20 protein-coding genes are annotated in these 17366 nt (G+C 48.6%); 4 read left to right on the top strand and 16 right to left on the bottom strand.

Annotated elements, in window-relative coordinates:
• Positions 1–15 precede the first annotated feature (15 nt).
• The 10 genes from mraZ to ACZ5FK_RS00440 all read right to left on the bottom strand — a co-directional run bounded on the left by mraZ (position 16) and on the right by ACZ5FK_RS00440 (position 8677).
• Complete coding sequence (gene mraZ / locus ACZ5FK_RS00485) at positions 16–447, bottom strand: division/cell wall cluster transcriptional repressor MraZ (protein WP_464805968.1); 432 nt, start codon at positions 445–447, stop codon at positions 16–18.
• Positions 448–646: 199 nt separating this feature from the next.
• On the bottom strand, positions 647–2275 hold the full coding sequence (bshC, locus tag ACZ5FK_RS00480; RefSeq protein ID WP_464805967.1) for a bacillithiol biosynthesis cysteine-adding enzyme BshC: 1629 nt from the start codon (positions 2273–2275) through the stop codon (positions 647–649).
• Between the two features lie 91 nt (positions 2276–2366).
• On the bottom strand, positions 2367–2756 hold the full coding sequence (locus ACZ5FK_RS00475; RefSeq protein ID WP_464805966.1) for a DUF3397 domain-containing protein: 390 nt from the start codon (positions 2754–2756) through the stop codon (positions 2367–2369).
• Positions 2753–3649, bottom strand: coding sequence for a ketopantoate reductase family protein (locus ACZ5FK_RS00470; RefSeq protein WP_464805965.1), 897 nt, complete (start codon positions 3647–3649; stop codon positions 2753–2755). Before ACZ5FK_RS00470 ends, ACZ5FK_RS00475 begins: the two co-directional genes overlap by 4 nt.
• A 63-nt stretch (positions 3650–3712) precedes the next feature.
• A complete protein-coding gene (locus ACZ5FK_RS00465) occupies positions 3713–5263 on the bottom strand; it encodes an acyl-CoA carboxylase subunit beta (RefSeq protein ID WP_464805964.1) in 1551 nt (516 codons plus the stop codon).
• 32 nt (positions 5264–5295) lie between these two features.
• Complete coding sequence (locus ACZ5FK_RS00460; RefSeq protein WP_464805963.1) at positions 5296–5511, bottom strand: biotin/lipoyl-binding carrier protein; 216 nt, start codon at positions 5509–5511, stop codon at positions 5296–5298.
• Positions 5508–6863, bottom strand: coding sequence for an acetyl-CoA carboxylase biotin carboxylase subunit (locus ACZ5FK_RS00455; protein WP_464805962.1), 1356 nt, complete (start codon positions 6861–6863; stop codon positions 5508–5510). The genes ACZ5FK_RS00460 and ACZ5FK_RS00455 overlap by 4 nt, the downstream gene beginning before the upstream one ends.
• Positions 6864–7056: 193 nt before the next feature.
• On the bottom strand, positions 7057–7830 hold the full coding sequence (locus ACZ5FK_RS00450) for an enoyl-CoA hydratase/isomerase family protein (protein ID WP_464805961.1): 774 nt from the start codon (positions 7828–7830) through the stop codon (positions 7057–7059).
• A 115-nt stretch (positions 7831–7945) separates the two neighbouring features.
• On the bottom strand, positions 7946–8119 hold the full coding sequence (rpmF, locus tag ACZ5FK_RS00445) for a 50S ribosomal protein L32 (protein WP_184206909.1): 174 nt from the start codon (positions 8117–8119) through the stop codon (positions 7946–7948).
• Between the two features lie 24 nt (positions 8120–8143).
• Positions 8144–8677 carry a YceD family protein gene (locus ACZ5FK_RS00440; RefSeq protein WP_464805960.1) on the bottom strand — a complete coding sequence of 178 codons (534 nt, stop codon included), beginning with the start codon at positions 8675–8677 and terminating at the stop codon, positions 8144–8146.
• Between the two features lie 189 nt (positions 8678–8866).
• On the opposite strand from ACZ5FK_RS00440, the gene ACZ5FK_RS00435 reads away from it, so the two are divergent.
• Positions 8867–10084 (top strand): nucleotidyltransferase, encoded by a 1218-nt coding sequence (locus tag ACZ5FK_RS00435; RefSeq protein ID WP_464805959.1) that lies wholly within the window; start codon positions 8867–8869, stop codon positions 10082–10084.
• A gap of 4 nt (positions 10085–10088) precedes the next feature.
• Here ACZ5FK_RS00435 and ACZ5FK_RS00430 read toward each other — a convergent pair whose 3' ends face one another.
• Positions 10089–11135: a SepM family pheromone-processing serine protease gene (locus ACZ5FK_RS00430; protein ID WP_464805958.1), complete on the bottom strand. Its 1047-nt coding sequence runs from the start codon at positions 11133–11135 to the stop codon at positions 10089–10091.
• A gap of 211 nt (positions 11136–11346) precedes the next feature.
• Between ACZ5FK_RS00430 and ACZ5FK_RS00425 the strand changes: the two genes are divergently transcribed.
• The gene (locus ACZ5FK_RS00425; protein ID WP_464805957.1) at positions 11347–12267 is read left to right on the top strand and encodes a hypothetical protein; all 921 of its coding nucleotides are present in this window, start codon (positions 11347–11349) and stop codon (positions 12265–12267) included.
• 184 nt (positions 12268–12451) lie between these two features.
• Here the strand turns inward: ACZ5FK_RS00425 and coaD are convergent, their stop codons facing one another.
• The 3 genes from coaD to ACZ5FK_RS00410 are packed head-to-tail and all read right to left on the bottom strand — an operon-like array spanning position 12452 to position 14913.
• Positions 12452–12934, bottom strand: coding sequence for a pantetheine-phosphate adenylyltransferase (gene coaD / locus ACZ5FK_RS00420; protein WP_464805956.1), 483 nt, complete (start codon positions 12932–12934; stop codon positions 12452–12454).
• A 9-nt stretch (positions 12935–12943) separates the two neighbouring features.
• Positions 12944–13492, bottom strand: a complete 549-nt coding sequence (rsmD, locus tag ACZ5FK_RS00415; protein WP_464805955.1) for a 16S rRNA (guanine(966)-N(2))-methyltransferase RsmD — start codon at positions 13490–13492, stop codon at positions 12944–12946.
• Positions 13489–14913: a stalk domain-containing protein gene (locus ACZ5FK_RS00410; RefSeq protein WP_464805954.1), complete on the bottom strand. Its 1425-nt coding sequence runs from the start codon at positions 14911–14913 to the stop codon at positions 13489–13491. The genes rsmD and ACZ5FK_RS00410 overlap by 4 nt, the downstream gene beginning before the upstream one ends.
• Before the next feature lie 82 nt (positions 14914–14995).
• Here ACZ5FK_RS00410 and ACZ5FK_RS00405 point away from each other — a divergent pair, with 82 nt between their 5' ends.
• Positions 14996–15400 carry a DUF7147 family protein gene (locus ACZ5FK_RS00405; RefSeq protein ID WP_464805953.1) on the top strand — a complete coding sequence of 135 codons (405 nt, stop codon included), beginning with the start codon at positions 14996–14998 and terminating at the stop codon, positions 15398–15400.
• 108 nt (positions 15401–15508) lie between these two features.
• Here ACZ5FK_RS00405 and ACZ5FK_RS00400 read toward each other — a convergent pair whose 3' ends face one another.
• Positions 15509–15781: a YlbG family protein gene (locus ACZ5FK_RS00400; protein ID WP_464805952.1), complete on the bottom strand. Its 273-nt coding sequence runs from the start codon at positions 15779–15781 to the stop codon at positions 15509–15511.
• 138 nt (positions 15782–15919) lie between these two features.
• Here ACZ5FK_RS00400 and ACZ5FK_RS00395 point away from each other — a divergent pair, with 138 nt between their 5' ends.
• Complete coding sequence (locus ACZ5FK_RS00395; RefSeq protein WP_464805951.1) at positions 15920–16825, top strand: glycerophosphodiester phosphodiesterase family protein; 906 nt, start codon at positions 15920–15922, stop codon at positions 16823–16825.
• Between the two features lie 63 nt (positions 16826–16888).
• On the opposite strand, the gene ACZ5FK_RS00390 is transcribed toward ACZ5FK_RS00395, so the two are convergent.
• Positions 16889–17329, bottom strand: a complete 441-nt coding sequence (locus ACZ5FK_RS00390; RefSeq protein ID WP_464805950.1) for a YlbF/YmcA family competence regulator — start codon at positions 17327–17329, stop codon at positions 16889–16891.
• Positions 17330–17366: the final 37 nt, after the last annotated feature.

The following is a 17366-nucleotide window of genomic DNA, read 5'->3' as shown; positions in this document are numbered from 1 at the left end:
GTCATGCCTTCCCAATTAAAAATCAAAGTCAATGATGTTCTCTGCAATCTCGTTGAAAGACTGCTCCGATTCATCGTAATACGAATTCCATAGTGTTTTCGACCAAATTTCAATCCTGCTGGAGACTCCGATGACAACGCAGTCCTTCTCGATTTTCGCATAGTCGATCAAGGAAGCCGGGATGTTGACACGCCCCTGCTTGTCCACTTCCACTTCCGAAGCACCCGAAAAGAAGAACCTTGCGAATGCACGGGCGTCTTTTTTCGTGACCGGAAGAGCTTTCAGTTTTTCTTCGAGGCGTTTCCACTCATCCATAGGGTATCCGAAGATGCAATTGTCCAGTCCGCGGGTCAACACAAAGCCCTCCGCCAGATATTCCCTGAATTTAGACGGGACGATCAAGCGGCCTTTTGTATCGACAGTATGTTGATATTCCCCCATGAACATACTCTTCACCCCACTATATGAATTTAATGTACCACATCCCCCCACTTTCCTCCACTCTTATTCTTCCTTAATCTGAAAATATGCCAATAGAACTTGTTTCATTGAGACATAGACGGTAAAAAACAGCTCCGCAGAGCATTTCATTCAGAAAAAAACCTCCAAATGGACGCAGCGGTCCACTTGGAGGATCTTAACTTTCTTATAAGTATACAAGCTGATGCCTATGAAACGCGCTCTCTTTTCCTTCAAGCTGATACGGCAACGCCAGAAGGTCTTTGACGAGCGTCCGTCCATATATATTCATGAAAGCATATGGCGAGTAGATCCTCTCCTGCAAGGAGCCGTCAGGCAAGAGCTCGCCTTCAAGCAAATGATAATTCCTGAGCGCTTTATCATTTTTCAGCAGAATCTCCTCTTCCGCCTTGCCTCTCATGAACTCGATCTGCCTTTTATGGAAGCCGAGATTTTTGTCGAGCAATCCTTGCAAGGATCCTCCTGCTGTCCCTTTCAGTTCGGCATAACATCGTTCAATCGTCTTTTCCGTTTCGGATAGCAGGCTGTCAAACTGTTCATTGCGCAATGTATCGACATAGTTATCGTATCGCATACGCACATCACCTGCCAGCACATCCGAAATCGTCATGGAAGCCCAATCCAACGATTTCTGCGCTTGCGGCGTTACAAGTGTCATGGAGATTCTTGGAACGACGACAGGCATCTTTATGCCGACCTCATGAAACGCATTTTTCAGAAGTGCCCAGTATGCGATTTCTCCAGCTCCTCCGACAAATCCGAGTACTGGAAACACAAGATCCTGCATGATCGGACGGGTTGCGACATTATTGCTGAGACGCTGGGGTTCGAATTGTGCGGTTGTGAGCAGATCGTCCACGCTTTGCCGGAAGCCTGAAGACTCATGGACAAACATGTCTTCCTGCCGTGACAGCAGGATCCGGCCGGTGTCATGTATGTAGAATAGGTGTGCCGCATCCCTTTCGGCGCCGATCGGCCGACTGAAACCAGCCTGTTCAAATGCATCCTCTTGGTCCGCGACCAGCTTTGCAATCGTTTCAGATTGGCTGATGAGCCGTTTGAAATAGTCCGATTCAAGCGAACGGAGCGGCCCATACGCGGAATCGATCAGTAAAAGCCCTTCCTCTTTGAAAAGGCCGTTCATCAGACGGGCGAAGAAACCTGTAAACGTATCCTCCAGCCTGGCTGCCTCCAGAACATCAGCGAGAAGGCTCTTCGTATGTTCCGTTTCACCGAACCCAGCGAAGACTTGCTTCACTAAGCCCGCCATCTTCTCTTTGTCATAAGCCGCATCTGAAGCCGTAAGCTTCAAAACGTAGTTCTGATTATACTGATGTTTGACCGGCTCTTCTCCGTTGAATGAATACGTATGGTTGATCTCATTCAAATCATGATCTTCGCCCGCAATCCAGAATACAGGAACGACCGGCAGTCCGCCAAGCGTTCTTCTTTTCTCCTTTGCCAGAAGAATGACAGAGATTGCCTTATGCACTGAATAGAGCGGACCGGTTAAAATACCCGCCTGTTGTCCGCCGACAATGGCAACCGCGTTTTCCGAAAGTTCCTGCAGATGGCGGTCTGCCTGTTCTGAAATCCCATAAGGCTGCATGAACGACCGGATGACGGAGACGAGTTCATCCCGTTTATAATCTCGGGTCGCAAGTTCCTCAGCCCGTTGTTTAAAAGCGGATTCCGTAAAGCTGTAATCGAAAAACGTATGTATGAATTCCGGATCATTCCGGTATGCTTGCATCACTTGATTTTTCTCTTTCAATGCAATCGATTGAAGTTCCATCTTCGTATACTCCTTTGCCCTTGTGTCTATGCCGAGTATACCATCCTGCTTGGCGCGAGAGAATCATTACGCATTATGGACGGACAGACGATCAGCTTAGATGCCCGAAAATATATATAGATAATCCGGTGATCAAGAGAGCCGCATAAGAAATCAATAGCAATAAAAAATAGAGTCTCCACGTTTTGCGCAAAAGCCGGCCAATTTCGTACTCCTTGACTTTAATGCGTTCCGTGACCGCAACGACTATGCCGATTGCAAGCGCAGCACCAACTATATAAAACGCAACTGGACCATCAAATAATGACTTGGCAACGACGTAAACAGCCAAGAACAGGAATGGCGTCGTTAAGTCGGCTGCCTGGCCAAGCGACTTAGGGGAAGGCGTGCCCCATTTACGGACGATGAGCAGATAGATGAGTGTCAAAAGGAACGGGAAGAGAATGATAGCGCCGATAATATTCGATATTACATTACTCATGACTCAATTCCCTTCCGATCAATCGCCAGCAGAAGACTTTCCAAAATCGACAGAAGCCGCACGTTCTTCCCCTTGGCCTCCGCCCTCTGCCTTACCGAAGTGACAATCGTTTCAATTTCCATCGGATTGCCTTCCATTCTGTCTACAAGCATGGAAGAATGATTGGCGGCCGTCTTTTCAGCCACTTCAGCGATGCGGCCATAGGAGATGTGGTCAGCCACTTCTGGAAACGCGGCAGCCAGTTCACCATACAGTTCCTCAAACAGTTTTTTCGCATGGGCATTTCTCAGCAATTCCCCGTTTTCCACTTGCAGAAGCGCTGTCAATGGATTGATCATGCAGTTGATCATCACCTTCTCCAAAAGAAGCTGTTCAGCGTTCGGACGAAAGGCGATCGGAAAATCAGCAAGGGTCATATCTTCAAGCCATTTGAAACTATCTGGATCTCCAGCCTCTACAGCAATCAGCATACGGCCTATACCGTTATGCATGACCGTAATGTCATCGGTTCGTCTCGCACCATGCTCCACAGTCCCAAACGCCAGTGCAGGCAAATCGGCCTTTTTCGCTTTCTCGAAATGTGCCAGCCCATTCTGCACAAATAAAACAGGATGCCCTTTCCCCTGGAATTCAGTGAGCAACGCTTCAATACCCGCATATTTCATCGCAGCGATAACAAGCGCCTTAGAGGGCAGGCCGCTTGCGTCCGCAGTCGCTTTGACCAGGTGATGCACACGCGACCCTTCCCTTGTTTGCCTCGTCAGACCAGAAGATCGGAGGGCGGCTGCCTGCTCTTCGCGTCTCACATAAAAGATAACATTACATCCGGCTTCCGCTAGAAAGGAGCCGATCAGTAAACCGATTGCTCCGCCGCCAGCTACGATAACTTTCATCCCTTTCCTCCCCCTTACTTGAAAAGGCCCCCCTGCAGCAGGCGGGCCTTTCACTTGTTTTCATTATACAGGATAGACAGGGTGTTTTTTAGGCGGCAGCGGAATATTCTTTGTCGTGTACATACGGAACCGATCCGCCAAAACGCTCCGCAGGTCGGAAGGGGCGATGATTTCATCGATGATCAGCTCGGAAGCCATCTTATACACATCAATCTCTTCCTTGTATTCTCTATGCTTCTCCTGAACAAATGCGATTTTTTCCTTCGGATCTTCAATTGACTCGATCTTATTTGAATACACCGCATTCACTGCGGCTTCAGGACCCATGACAGCGATCTGGGCAGTCGGAAGAGCGATACAGACATCGGGTTCAAAAGCCGGTCCGGCCATCGCATACAGTCCCGCCCCGTAAGCTTTGCGCACAATGACTGAAATCTTCGGGACGGTAGCGGAACTCATCGCCATGATCAGCTTCGCGCCGTGGCGTATAATGCCATCCCGCTCCACTTTGGTTCCGATCATAAAGCCAGGCACATCCGCCAAGAATAGAAGAGGGATTGAAAAAGCGTCACACAGATTGATGAATTTCGCCGCTTTATCAGCCGAGTCCACAAACAGAACTCCGCCTTTCGCTTTTGGCTGGTTCGCTATGATGCCGACAGGCCGCCCTTCAATCCTTGCCAATCCAGTAATAATTTCCGGTGCGAACAGTTTCTTGACCGCAAAGAAGCTCCCTTCATCGACAATGGCGTCGATCGCTTCATGCATATCAAACGGCGCATTCTGGTTTTCCGGAATGATCGCTTCAAGAGGACGCCCGGTTTTTGCATCGATCGCTTCTTTTACCGGTGGCTGCTGTGTATAATTTCCCGGAAAATATTCCAGATATCTGCGGGCTTCCGCAATCGCCTCTTCCTCATTCGCCGCGAGCACATCCCCGCAGCCGCTGACGGAACAGTGCATTCTCGCTCCGCCCATCTCTTCAAGGGACACTTTCTCTCCGATCACCTTTTCAGCCATCCGAGGAGACCCGAGATACATGGAGGCGTTTTTATCGACCATGATGACGATATCACAAAACGCAGGTATATAAGCGCCGCCTGCAGCAGAAGGCCCGAACAGGACGCAGATCTGCGGAATGAATCCAGACAATCTCACTTGATTGTGAAAAATGCGTCCCGCACCTCTGCGGTTTGGAAACATTTGCAGCTGGTCGGTGATGCGGGCACCTGCCGAATCGACAAGGTATAAAAGAGGCACGCGATTCTTCTCAGCAGTTTCCTGGATCCGGATAATCTTTTCAACTGTCCTTGAACCCCATGACCCCGCTTTTACCGTGGAGTCATTTGCCATCACACAGACGGTCATGCCGTTTACTTTCCCCATAGCTGTTACGACACCGTCAGCCGGCAAGTCAGCCGCCTCACAGTTCGCAAAACGGCCGTCTTCCGTATATTCGCCGTCATCAAATAACAGTGCCAGGCGATCACGGACGAAAAGCTTGTTCTGCTCTTTCAATTTCTCGTGATATTTCGGCGCGCCTCCCGCAAAGACAGTTTCAATTCTTTCTTTCAGCAGTTCATTATACGAAACGTTCTCCGTTGTATTTGTCATCTCCATTACCCCTTCCGCTCTACCATTTACAGTTATCCCTCGATGACTGCGAGTACATCCTCTTCATTCACAAAGTCGCCCGGCTGGACATTGATGGACGTAACTTTTCCTGCCGCCTCTGTTTCAACAGGGATTTCCATCTTCATCGATTCCAGGACGATGATGACCTGCCCAGCTTCAACTTCGTCTCCAACTGATGCATTCACTGTGAATACTGTCCCTGCCATTGTCGCTTTCAATTCCATCATTTATCCAACTCCTTCGTTTTCGTTAGCCATTCTTGTATAACGCCTGTATCATAATCCCCCCGTGCGAATTCCTCGGAATCCGCAAACTCGGACAACAGGCTCATGTTTGTCTTTAACCCTTCAATTTTGGCATCAGAGAAGAAGATTCCCGATCTTCGGATTGCATCCTCCCGATTTTGTCCTTTGATGATGATTTTAGCAATCATCGGATCATAAAAAGGCGTCACTTTGCCGCCTTCCTCGTATCCCGCATCAATTCTAACCCCATCCTTGTCAGGAAGATCCATCACGCTTATCGTACCAGGAGATGGCATGAATGTTTTCGGGTCTTCCGCATAGACACGGAACTCGATAGCATGACCGTCTGTCGACAGCTCATCTTGCCGTTTTGGAAGGCCATTCCCTTTTGCGACCTCTATTTGCCATTCGACCAGGTCCAAGCCGGTCACTTCTTCTGTGACTGGGTGTTCGACTTGCAGGCGTGTGTTCATTTCCAGAAAATAAAAACTGCCGTCTTCTGCGACGATGAACTCGACTGTCCCAGCGTTTTTATAATGGACCGCTTTCGCTGCATCCACAGCCGCTTTCAGAAGTCCTTCCCTGACTTGTTCAGACAAGCATGGAGAAGGGGATTCTTCGATCACTTTCTGATTCCGGCGCTGGACAGAACAGTTCCTTTCGAACAGGTGTATGATATTGCCCTGTTCATCCCCAAAAATCTGAACTTCAATATGGCGCGCATTTTTGATGTATTTTTCCAAAAAGACGACATCGTCCCCAAAATAGGCTTTCGCCCGGTTTTTCACCGTTTCAAAATGTTGACTGAGCGCTTGCTCATTTTCGCAAAGCACCATACCGATGCCGCCTCCCCCGCTGCTCGCTTTCAGCATCACGGGATATCCGATGTCGCTTGCCGCACTGATCGCTTCTTCGATCGAACCGACGCCGCCGTCTGTTCCCGGTACAACAGGAACGCCAGCTTTCATCATCGTATGTCTGGAACCGATCTTATCCCCCATCTGTTCAATTGTGTCGGCGTCAGGGCCAATGAAAATTAGTCCTGCTTCCCTTGCCTTCCTTGCAAAACCGCTATTTTCCGAGAGGAACCCATACCCCGGATGGATCGCCTGGGCTCCGCTCTCTTTGGCAATCCTGATAATCTCATCACTCTTCAAATAGGATTGGACGACAGGCGCCGGACCAAGCAGATACTTTTCATCCGCCTCTTTGACGAACGGCATTTCCTGATCCGCCTCCGAATAGACAGCGACCGTTCCAATGCCTAGCCGTTTGCATGTCCTGATGATTCGCAACGCGATTTCCCCGCGATTTGCTATTACTATTTTATCCATTGTCAGACCCCCATCTATGAAGAATGAACATTTCCTTCCCTTCTTCAGTTTATACGATACGTGAAACCGTTTTCAACTATTTGACTACTGAATTTTTCTCACAACTTCATAATTGCACTATCGATTCAAGAATTCAGCGTCCGGTCCCTCCGGTTTATATACTTGCTGGGTATGGATAAACATTCAGTAATTTTCATTGCGCATTTCGCTTTTTTTTTGAAAGGAATTTAGACACAGCTTCATGATGCGCTTCACTTTCCCATAACTCCGCGCAGCGTCTCGCCTCTTCCATCATGCGCTCTTTACTAGCGGTTTTCTTCAGTGAGTCGGCAACAATGGATTTGTATGCACGATGGACAGAAGGGTGAACGCCAGACATCCTGGCCAGGAAGCCATCTATTCCCTGTTCGGCAGATCCCTGATACATTTCAGTTGCCCAACCAATCTCAAGGAGTGTTTCAGCGTCATGTACAGCCGCTTCGCAAAGAAATTTCAAAGCCTGGTCTTTCCTTCCCATTTTCTCGATCAGCTGGGTCGCTCCACCCCATCCGCTTGTAATGGCAAGTGTCCCCTGTATGAAACCGGCCCTTGCCTTTTCGGATACGATCCGGTAATCGCAGGCAGTCGCAATTTCACAGCCTCCCCCAACAGCCGCCCCGTCAATTACGGCAACAACAGGGACAGGCAGGACAGACAGTTTATACAGATTCTCCGCCATTCTGGCAAGCATCGGATACGCCTCTTCCGCTGTACGCAGCGTATGGAATTCAGACAGGTCCCCTCCGGAGCAGAATGCCCGGTCTCCTGATCCTCTGATTATAGCAACCCAGACCGTCTCATCCTTCTCCACCTGGGCTATGAACTTTTCCAGCCCCTCCATCACTTCGAAATTGACTGCATTCCGAAACGCTGGCCGATCAATCGTAAAAATAGCGGCCCCTTGCGAGAATTCAATTTGGTATGCCATCCTCCATCTGCCTTTCTTCTGTTTTTATGTATGTAAAAAGGCCACCGGAGCCATGGTCTCTCGGTGGCCTTTTGATCGCACAGCCTCACGCAGTGCTGCGCAAAAGCGAATCAGATTATTCGCCGACTACTTCTTTGCCTTTGTAATGTCCACATGATTTGCAAACACGGTGAGCAAGTTTCATTTCGCCACAGTTCTCGCAAGTTGTCATGCCAGGTACTTGCAATTTGAAGTGCGTACGGCGAAGTCTTTTCTTTGTTTTAGATGTTCTTCTCTTTGGTACTGCCACGTTGGGCACCTCCTTATGATAAGCCTAATCTTTGTCGGAATCAAAAAATTTCGCTAGGCCCGAAAGCCTTGGATCCACTTTGGATTCCTTTTCTTGCCGGAGACGCTCATTGTATTCCTCATCCGTGACGAAGGACCAGCCTTTCCCTTCCGCACTTGGCATGTCTTTCGCTTTATCGGAAAAGACTTGCAGCGGGACTTCGAGGAGAATCAACTCTTCGAAGATCGGGGTCGGGTCGATCACTTCACCGGTTACCGGATGGATGGTATCATCAGTCTGAACGACTGTTTCATCCCAACTGAATTGCTCGTCCGATTCCACCGAAAATGGATATTCGACATCTTCCCATGTCCTAGAACATGGCAAGATCATCGTACCTTCAAGGCGGAATCTGCACGTCAGCTTCTTCGAACCAATGGTGCAGTGTCCGGTTACGTGCACAGGCTTGATGTCCCGGATTTCGGGGTTCCGTTTCTTGACGGACTCGAGGTTCACCTCTTCGTCAAGAGGCATTGAACCTTGCCTGTATTTCTGCAATTGATGAATGGACCATTTCATGTCTATCACCTCAAGACAACACTGTTGATTATATAATGCATGAAAATAGATGTCAAGATTTTTTCTTGTCACCAAAGTTGCTGAAACGCTATAATTTAGTAAGCATCAGAAGTGTTTAAAAAATGTCACTGGAATCATTCAACCAAATCAAATGCTGTACATAAACAGTATACCGAAAGGATGGCGCAAATGAAAGCTGTAGGAATTGTTGTTGAATATAATCCGTTCCATAACGGACATTTGCACCACGTAGAGCAGGCGAAGGAGGCAAGCGGGGCTGAGGTGGCTGTCGCGGTCATGAGCGGCAACTTCCTCCAGCGCGGTGAACCCGCCTTTACCGATAAGTGGACGCGTGCCGAAATGGCCCTTGCTTCCGGCGTCGATCTGGTGTTCGAACTGCCATACCGGTTTGCGACTGCCCATGCTCCTGTTTTTTCAGAAGGCGCTATCCGTTTGCTGGATGCTGCCAAGTGTGATTCGTTTTGTTTCGGCAGCGAAGAGGGTTCGATCGCCCCGTTCGCAGCGGCCATGGAGTTGATCGGCCGGTCTGAAGAAATGTATCAGTCAGCCGTACGGGAAGCGGTCAAAAGCGGCGTAAGCTATCCAAAAGCATTGAATGAGGCCTATCACTCCATTCTGGAGGGCGGGCCCACAGAGAAAGGCCTTGTTGATCTTTCCATGCCGAACAATATACTCGGTTTTCACTACATGGAGGCTGCCTCTGCTATCGGTTCACAGATGCGCCCGCTTACTATCCAAAGAATATCAGCCAATTATCACGATGACGCAGTCCCTGGCAGCAAAATTGCAAGTGCTACAGGCATACGGAAATCATTCTTCGAAGAAAGCCGTCTTGATGCTGTTGCTGGCTACATTCCTCAGGCGACAGAGCGGCTGCTAAAAGATTGGCAAGAAGAACGTAAATGTTTTGGCAGCTGGGATCTGTTCTATCCATTGCTGAGATATATCCTTGTCAGAGAGGATCCGAAACAGCTTGCTGAAATAGCGGATGTCACGGAAGGAATCGAAAATGCATTCCGCCGCTCAGCTTTGTCCGCAGAAACGTTCCAGGCATTCATGGGACAGGTCAAGTCAAAGCGCTATACATGGACACGTTTGCAGCGCATGCTGACCCATATCCTCACCGGCTTCACAAAGGAGATGCAAGCCGCCACTGTGAATCCATCCTATCTCCGGCTACTCGGCATGACGGATAAGGGGAGATCCTATTTGAGTATCCATAAGAAATCAATGAAGCTCCCCGTCATCAGCAAAGTTTCAGCATCCGATGACCCTTCACTATCAGTTGATTGCAGGGCCTCGGATATTTTCTCGCTCGGAATCGGCCGTAATGATGGCATCGCACATATGGGGCTCGACTTTAAGAGACCGCCGATCTTGCTGTAAATCGTCACTTTGGTTCCAGATGGCTCAAATATTCCAAAGCATCATCAACAGTTTTCACAGGCACGATCTTCATCTTCGTGCCTATTTTTTCTGCCGCTTCGACTGCCTCTTCATAATTTGTTTTAATTCCTGGATTCAACTTCCGGACTTCCTCAGACAACTCATCGTCGGGAGCGAAGAAAATTTCTATGCCAGCCCGGTCGGCGGCCATCACTTTAAAACCGGCTCCTCCGATCCGTCCAACCGTCCCATCCGGCAGCATTTCGCCTGTGCCTGCAATGTGATGGCCTTTCGTCATATCGGCGGGGTTCAGCTGGTTCATAATCTGCAAAGTGAACATGAGTCCTGCAGAGGGGCCTCCGATTTCCGACGTATGGAATTCCACTTCCGGTTCTGTTTCGACGAGTTTGTCTTCCTGGAACTGGATACCAAGACCGACACGTCCTTCACCGTGCGGTATTTCCTTCAGGCTCACCTTTATATCACGATCTTCCCCATCCCGTTCCACTTTCAGACGGGCCTCATCCCCTCTTTTCATGGAGGAGATGATGGATGCGAACTGACCTGGTTCCTTCAGTTCCACACCATTTACGCTCCGAACTTTATCACCGGCTTCCAAAAGGCCTTCCGCTGCCCCGCCCGGAACGACAAAGACGATGAACACACCGTCATATTGTATATTGACGGGAATTCCGGAACGGTCAAATGCCACTGTGATTGCATTGAACTGCGAGTCGGACATCATCTTAAGCTGCCTCATATTATAGTCCTTGTCGTTTTCGCCTTCTCTTCTTACTTTATCAACCGGCATGATCTTCGCCCTGTCTGACACCTTTGCCAGCGCATAGGTGACTGGTGTCGCTTTCGCTATGGAAACAGTCATAAGGCTGAAAGTCCCCTGATCATGCTGGTCTCCGCCAACCACCTCGACTAAAGGCGAAAGCTCATAGGCGCCGCCTGGCTTGGTGATGTAGTAATCAATCGGGTACATGACCAAAAATACTGCTAGAGCTGCAACCAGCACATATAGTCCAAGCCTTCTCATCTTCATTCGGATGCACCTCCATTAATAGCCTGTTCGTTTTGTACATATATATAAGCGGTGATGGCATGGCGGCTCGGATACATTGTTTGCGTCCTATCCCTTTGGACCTTCATATTCCGCTTTTCAATTATATCATCAGAGCAAAGCGCCTATGCCATTGCGGCTTCGCATTCAGGTCAATCACACGAAAGTATCCGAGTCGAAAGGAGAGGAATGCATGGATTCCGGATTGCACGCATCCAAGACAAATCTTTTTAACATCTTCATCATTTGGGCACTGATCTTCCTTTTCATCCTTCAACCGGGAATCGCGCATGATGGGGCCGAGACAGGGGCACATCTATTCCTCAACGCGCTTCTTCCCTATTTGCTGCCCTATATCATTTTGACACAATGGCTGTTAAAGATACCTGCGCAAAATCCGGGCAGCAGCAGGCGTTGGAAAAGTTATTTGAAGGCATATGTCCTCGGCTCGTTCGGAGGATTTCCAGTCGGCGCAGTGACGGTCTCTGAAATGGAAAAGAACGGGGAACTTTCGAAAAAGGAGAGTGCGCTGCTGCTTGCAGCCTGCCACGCGCCAGGTCCTATGTTCATCATCGGATTTATCGGAACCGAGTTATTCGGCTCTGTTTCAGCAGGCTGGAAACTGCTCGCAGCCGTCCATGCGGCTAACTTGATCTATTTCCTGTTCACACTGCTATTGCTGCGGTCCGAGACTGGACAAGAAAGGATAGCTGCCAAGAGCACCGGGAGCCGAAAGTCCCCTTTCTTGGATGCGGTGGAGGACAGCTCCTCTGTCATCATCCTTGTTGCGACGACAGTCATTTTTTTCTCATCCCTCGGTAATGTTCTCACATCGACAGCTGCAGCGGCAGTTCCAGTTGACATAGGCATCGCGAAGACAGTAGTTCTGTCAATTTTTGAAATGACATCAGGAGTGCAATCAGCTACAGACCACTTTTTCGGTCTGGCTCTGTTTCCTTTCATCATCGCCGCAATCGTCTCCTTGAACGGGCTCAGCATCCATATGCAAGTATATGTCATCGCCAAGTCTTCGGGCATTTCGCTCCTGCCATACGTAATCGGAAGGGCATGGTCGTTCGCAGTCGTGCCTCTTATCTTGTACATCCTTATATAAAAAAAGAAAAGGCCCCTCGATTGAACGCTGTTCATACGTAAATGCGAGGGACGTTCCAGGAGCCAGCCATTTCTGCGGGTATCTCCGGCCGGGTGAACAATCTACAATGGAGCGGTTGCCAGTATCGCCTAAAGCGCGGCGGACATACTGGACAGCCTCTCCTTTTTTTCAGCAGGCCATTATATTAAAAAGAGTATTTCTCAAGCAATGCGTCTTTGACGACAGCCGGCACAAGCGCCGAAATATCACCGCCATATTTGGCGACTTCTTTCACAATACTGGAACTGAGGAATGAATAACTGTTTTTTGTCATGACAAAAAACGTTTCAATGCTCTCATCCAGCATCCGGTTCATTGAAGTGATCTGCATCTCGTACTCAAAGTCGGAGACTGCGCGCAGTCCCCGGACAATTACAGATGCACCCACTTGTCTTGCATAGTCGATGAGCAGGCCAGATGATGATTCGACGACAATGTTCGGTATTCCAAAAGTCACTTCGCGGATCAATTCTATCCGTTCCTCCACCGTGAATAATGGGTTTTTCGATGAATTATTCATGACAGCCACCCGGACTTCCGGGAAGACTTTCGCTGCCCTCTCAATAATATCCAGATGCCCATTTGTGATCGGATCAAAGCTTCCGGGCACCACTGCGATTTTAGACATGTTGAAACCTCATTTCCTGTATATGGACACAGCGCTGCTCCCATAGATGACATGCTTAGTTCTGCCGTAGTCCCCGTAGGCTTCAGGCAGCTCAAGCTGTTTTTCATGTTCGCAGACAATAACAGCGTCTTCCGTCAATCTTCCTTGCGCTATGAATTCATTAACTAAGTCGTAAAACTCCGCCTTCGCATAGGGAGGATCCACAAATAAGAAGTCGGCCCTGATATCCATGGAATCCAATTTCTTAGCCGCTGTCCTGGCATCGGCTTTAAAGATGGTGACCGCTTCGCTGAATCTGCACTTATCGGCATTTTCTTTAATGATTGTGCATGCTTTCGGATTTTTCTCGAATATGTACGCTGTATCAGCGCCTCGTGACAACGATTCGAACGCCAGGGCTCCGCTTCCTCCGAACAGCTCGACGGCTATGCCCCCATCAAAATATGGACCGATCATATTAAAGATCGATTCTTTCACCTTGTCCGTTGTAGGGCGGGTCGTATTGCCCGGTATCGTTTTCAGAGGGATACCCCTTCTCGACCCTGAGATGATCCTCATTTGGGACTTCCCCCTTCTTCTGCAGTTTGAGTGGAGCTGATGTCAATCATCTCTTCTGTTTTGTTGATCTGCAACTTGAAAATCCGCCTTACTGCCGATTCTTCAAAATGATACGAGCCATTGATGAGTTCATATGGCTGATCGCGGTACGTATGTTTCCGGTCATTCCATACGTAGAATGGATCACGCAATGAAAATCGGTAGGTGTTTGCGTTCCCTTTTACATATAAGGATTGTTCTGTAGAGGAGACGTCCATTCCCAATGGGCTAAGCAATTTACGTGCTGGATAATACGATTTGCCATTTTGCACGACGACTTCAAGTGCTTCCACCTGTTTCCCGTTGATTGAAACCGGGCGAGGGTCTTCCAAATAGAAGGAATACGCATCATCCTTGCTATTCTCCACGAACGATGTGTTCATCCCTGATAGATCCCCAATCATCCGGTCCACAACTTTCGCGTCGAGTGCTTCTGCTCCGGACAGCTTCCTGCTTAATTCCTCCAGTTGCATGTCCGTCAGATGATTTGCAAGTTCTTTATAAGCGGTTTGTGAACGTTCTGTTCCTGCCGGCCGCCCGCTAACTATGGATGCAACTATGCCGCTTGTGATTTTCTCATCCGGCGGGATTTTATACTTGCTCTTCACACCGCCAATGAGAATCCTGTCTGACAGCCCTTGGCCCGCTCCGCTGTCCGCCATGAACAGCCTATTTCGGTCGAATGGCTGCCGCTTGTTGTCTATGATTACGGCCGCATGCGGCAATCCGGATTTCTTCATAGCTTCTTCGATATCCTCAATCGTTTTCTGATCCAACGATTGTCCATACACAGACAATTGACCGGTGCCGTGCACAAGAGGCAGCGAGCTGTTTTGCCAGTAAAGGACATCTGCTTGTCCAGAACCGACGAACAGCGAGTAGTCAATCCGCTTCATCTTTTTTTCGCCAATCCGCTCCAGGCCGCTTAGCCATGTGCCCTCCTCTCCTGTTTCGTCTGTAATATGTAAAATTGTCGCAGCAGGCGCAGCGCCTCTTAGAGCGGCGAACGGTTTCACATACAGGGAGGTGCCGCCGCTTATGGATTTCGGTATCTCATAAGAGACGGATTGCTCCTGAGTTTCGCCTTCCATGATTGCGGTCGCTGCTTCGTTAAGCCTGTCGCAGGAAGACTCCGTTTCTATGTAACATGCTTGGCTGCGGCTGGATGAAGGAAAGACGATTTCATGCCTGCCGGACGTCAAGCCTTTGAAATGATGCCGGATCAGCAAAGTATCTTTTCGGCTGACCACCTCAATCTCTTGGCTGTACAGCTCTTTCGCTCCGGCTTGGCCATTGCCGCCAGCTTTTTGGCTAAAATGCATGTACAGCAGGATGCCATTCACTGCTAAAAGAACGGCGGCTGTCCTCAAAATAAATTTCAATGTTGCACCTCTGTGTACTGATCATTTCATACCCGTCTTTTCATATGCATGGTATGATGATGGTATTAAAAGTTGAAAGGTTGTGCCTGAATTGCTGCAACAGCGGTTTATAGAACTCGGCGAAGGGTTCGCAGACGTCTACGAGTTGATTGAACTGATTAAAACAAATAAGGAACGGCTTCATCATACATTCATATTCAGGTCGAAGACTGATACAGGAGTGCATCTCTCGCTTGCCGCAGCCTTCAGACCTGCTGGCGATGGCCACTTCATGCCGATTTACATATGCAGGGAAGGGATTTTCCAAAAAAGCGATGAGATGATTCCTAAAAGAAGGATGCTGTTTGAGAAAGGTGCTGCTGAAAGCGAATCGACTCCTGTTACACTTGAACTCAAACACTCCTCGGAATTTGCTGAGCGTGATTTATATTACCAATATATAATCGGCATTCTACGGCTGAATCACCTCATGCCTCCAATCCACTGATTCCGGATCAGTGCATGAAAAACACGGATGAGGAATAGCGGGGCCCCGCCCACCCTTGAGGGCCCTGCGCCTCCATAGCATCATTTCAATCTTGGAAGTTGCATACAGTCATAGCCCGATTTTATAATCATATTCCTTCGCTTTATCGGGTTTGACGTTTTCATATTCCGTTTTAACAAACGGGCGGTACGACGGAAGCACTTTTTTCACAGATGGCAGACGCTCAATCTTTCGCATCGTCTCCTCCACCTCGGCTTGATCGCAATAAAGCACGACGTATTTCATCCGCCTTGAGATATAATGGACATGCCCGAATTTCCGTAAGGATTTCGCTTGTTTCAAATGATGTAAATAGACAATAATGCCTTGCCGATCAATCATAAAATTTTCCCTCTTTTCCTATCCCATACGATACCATAGGTAGGAAATGAGCTGCAACTGAACATTGCTGACACAGCGAAACTTTTCACCTATAATGAGAGTAATAAGCTTCGAATCGTTTTGAAAGGAGGTTGGAAAATGGCAAAAAAGAGAACAATTGCACTGACCGTCGGAGCTGCGGGTGTTGCAGCATGGGCAGCATCAAAGGCGGTTGTGAAACCGGTTCCCCGAGAACCGCAGACGGCTCTCTCTTTCTCGGAGCCTATCGTACTTGCGAACCACGGAGGCACGGCTGAAGCGCCGGAACAGACGATGTCAGCGTTCAAAAAAGCGGCAAGTCTTGGTGTCCACGGATTTACGGTGAGCATCCGATTGACAAAGGATGAGGAAATTATTGCGTTTCACGATGAATTTGCTGATCGGACAACTGATTTCTCCGGTAAAATTTCCGATTATACATGGGAAGAACTGAAAAAGGCTGATGCAGGATATACCTTCATGGACGAAAATGGTGATTATCCGTATCGAGGGAAATCAGAACGGATTCTCACGCTGCAGGAGATTCTTGAAGCTTTTCCCCAGCTCCTATTCATCATCGAGATCAAAGATTCACCGGACACATATGAAGGAAGCTTGATGCCTTCCAAGCTGTGGAGAGTTTTGGAAAAAATGGGGGCGGAAGGCCGCGTCGTTGTCACCAGCCACTTTGACGAGCAGACGGACCGTTTCAATCTGTATGCTCAAAGCAAGATTGCAATTGGTGCTGGAAACGACGAGGTGAAGAAAGCATACACTGCCTTCTCCAGTAAATTCGGGCATTTGTATAAACCAAGGGCTGATCTGTTCGCCATTCGTGAACGGATAGGAATTTTCCCTCTTGCTTCAGAGCATTTCATCGATTACTTGAAACGCTTGAATGTCTCTGTACTCTATGAGAATGTTGAGAGTCCAAGCCAGATGATGAAATTGCTTAAGGCGGGGGCGGCAGGCTTCATTGCCGATCATCCCGCAAAAGCCCTTGAAGTCGTGCAAAACAACACATAAAAAAAGGACTGTCAGAAAGCTTTCATGTGAATGAACGCTTTCTGTACAGTCCTTTCTATTTCATTAAGCAGAGCAAGAACAGCTGCCCCCTGATCCGCATCCACCACTGCAGGAGGACGTGAAAAGACCGTTCCCTGCAGGCACCTTGACTGATTCGGATACCGACTTTGCAAGGATGATGCAGATCTCGTCAAGAAGGTCTTGCATGTCGTTCTCAGCAAGCCGCAAAGCCGCCACCTTTTCATTCATATCCAGCTCCCGCTTGCGAAGACGGATGTTTTTCATGACTGTATGATAATCCGGATGATATTTTCCGAAACGCTGTACTTCCTCATACCGCTCTTTCAAATCAGCGAACTCCCTGATGGCAGCTGCTAATTGTTTCTCCTCATAGACGGCTTGTTTTGCCCGCTTGTATTGCATGACCGGTTCCGAACAGAGAACCATGCCAGAAAGTTCTTCGGCTTGTTCGATGACGTCCAGCCACTCATCGGTCATCATCATAAAGGCAATCCCCTCCATTCCATCCCATTATACCAAA

The organism is Sporosarcina sp. GTC18466 (genome assembly GCF_055389225.1).
The sequence above is the reverse complement of the archived record's forward strand: the minus strand, read 5'-3'. Positions and strand labels throughout refer to the sequence as shown.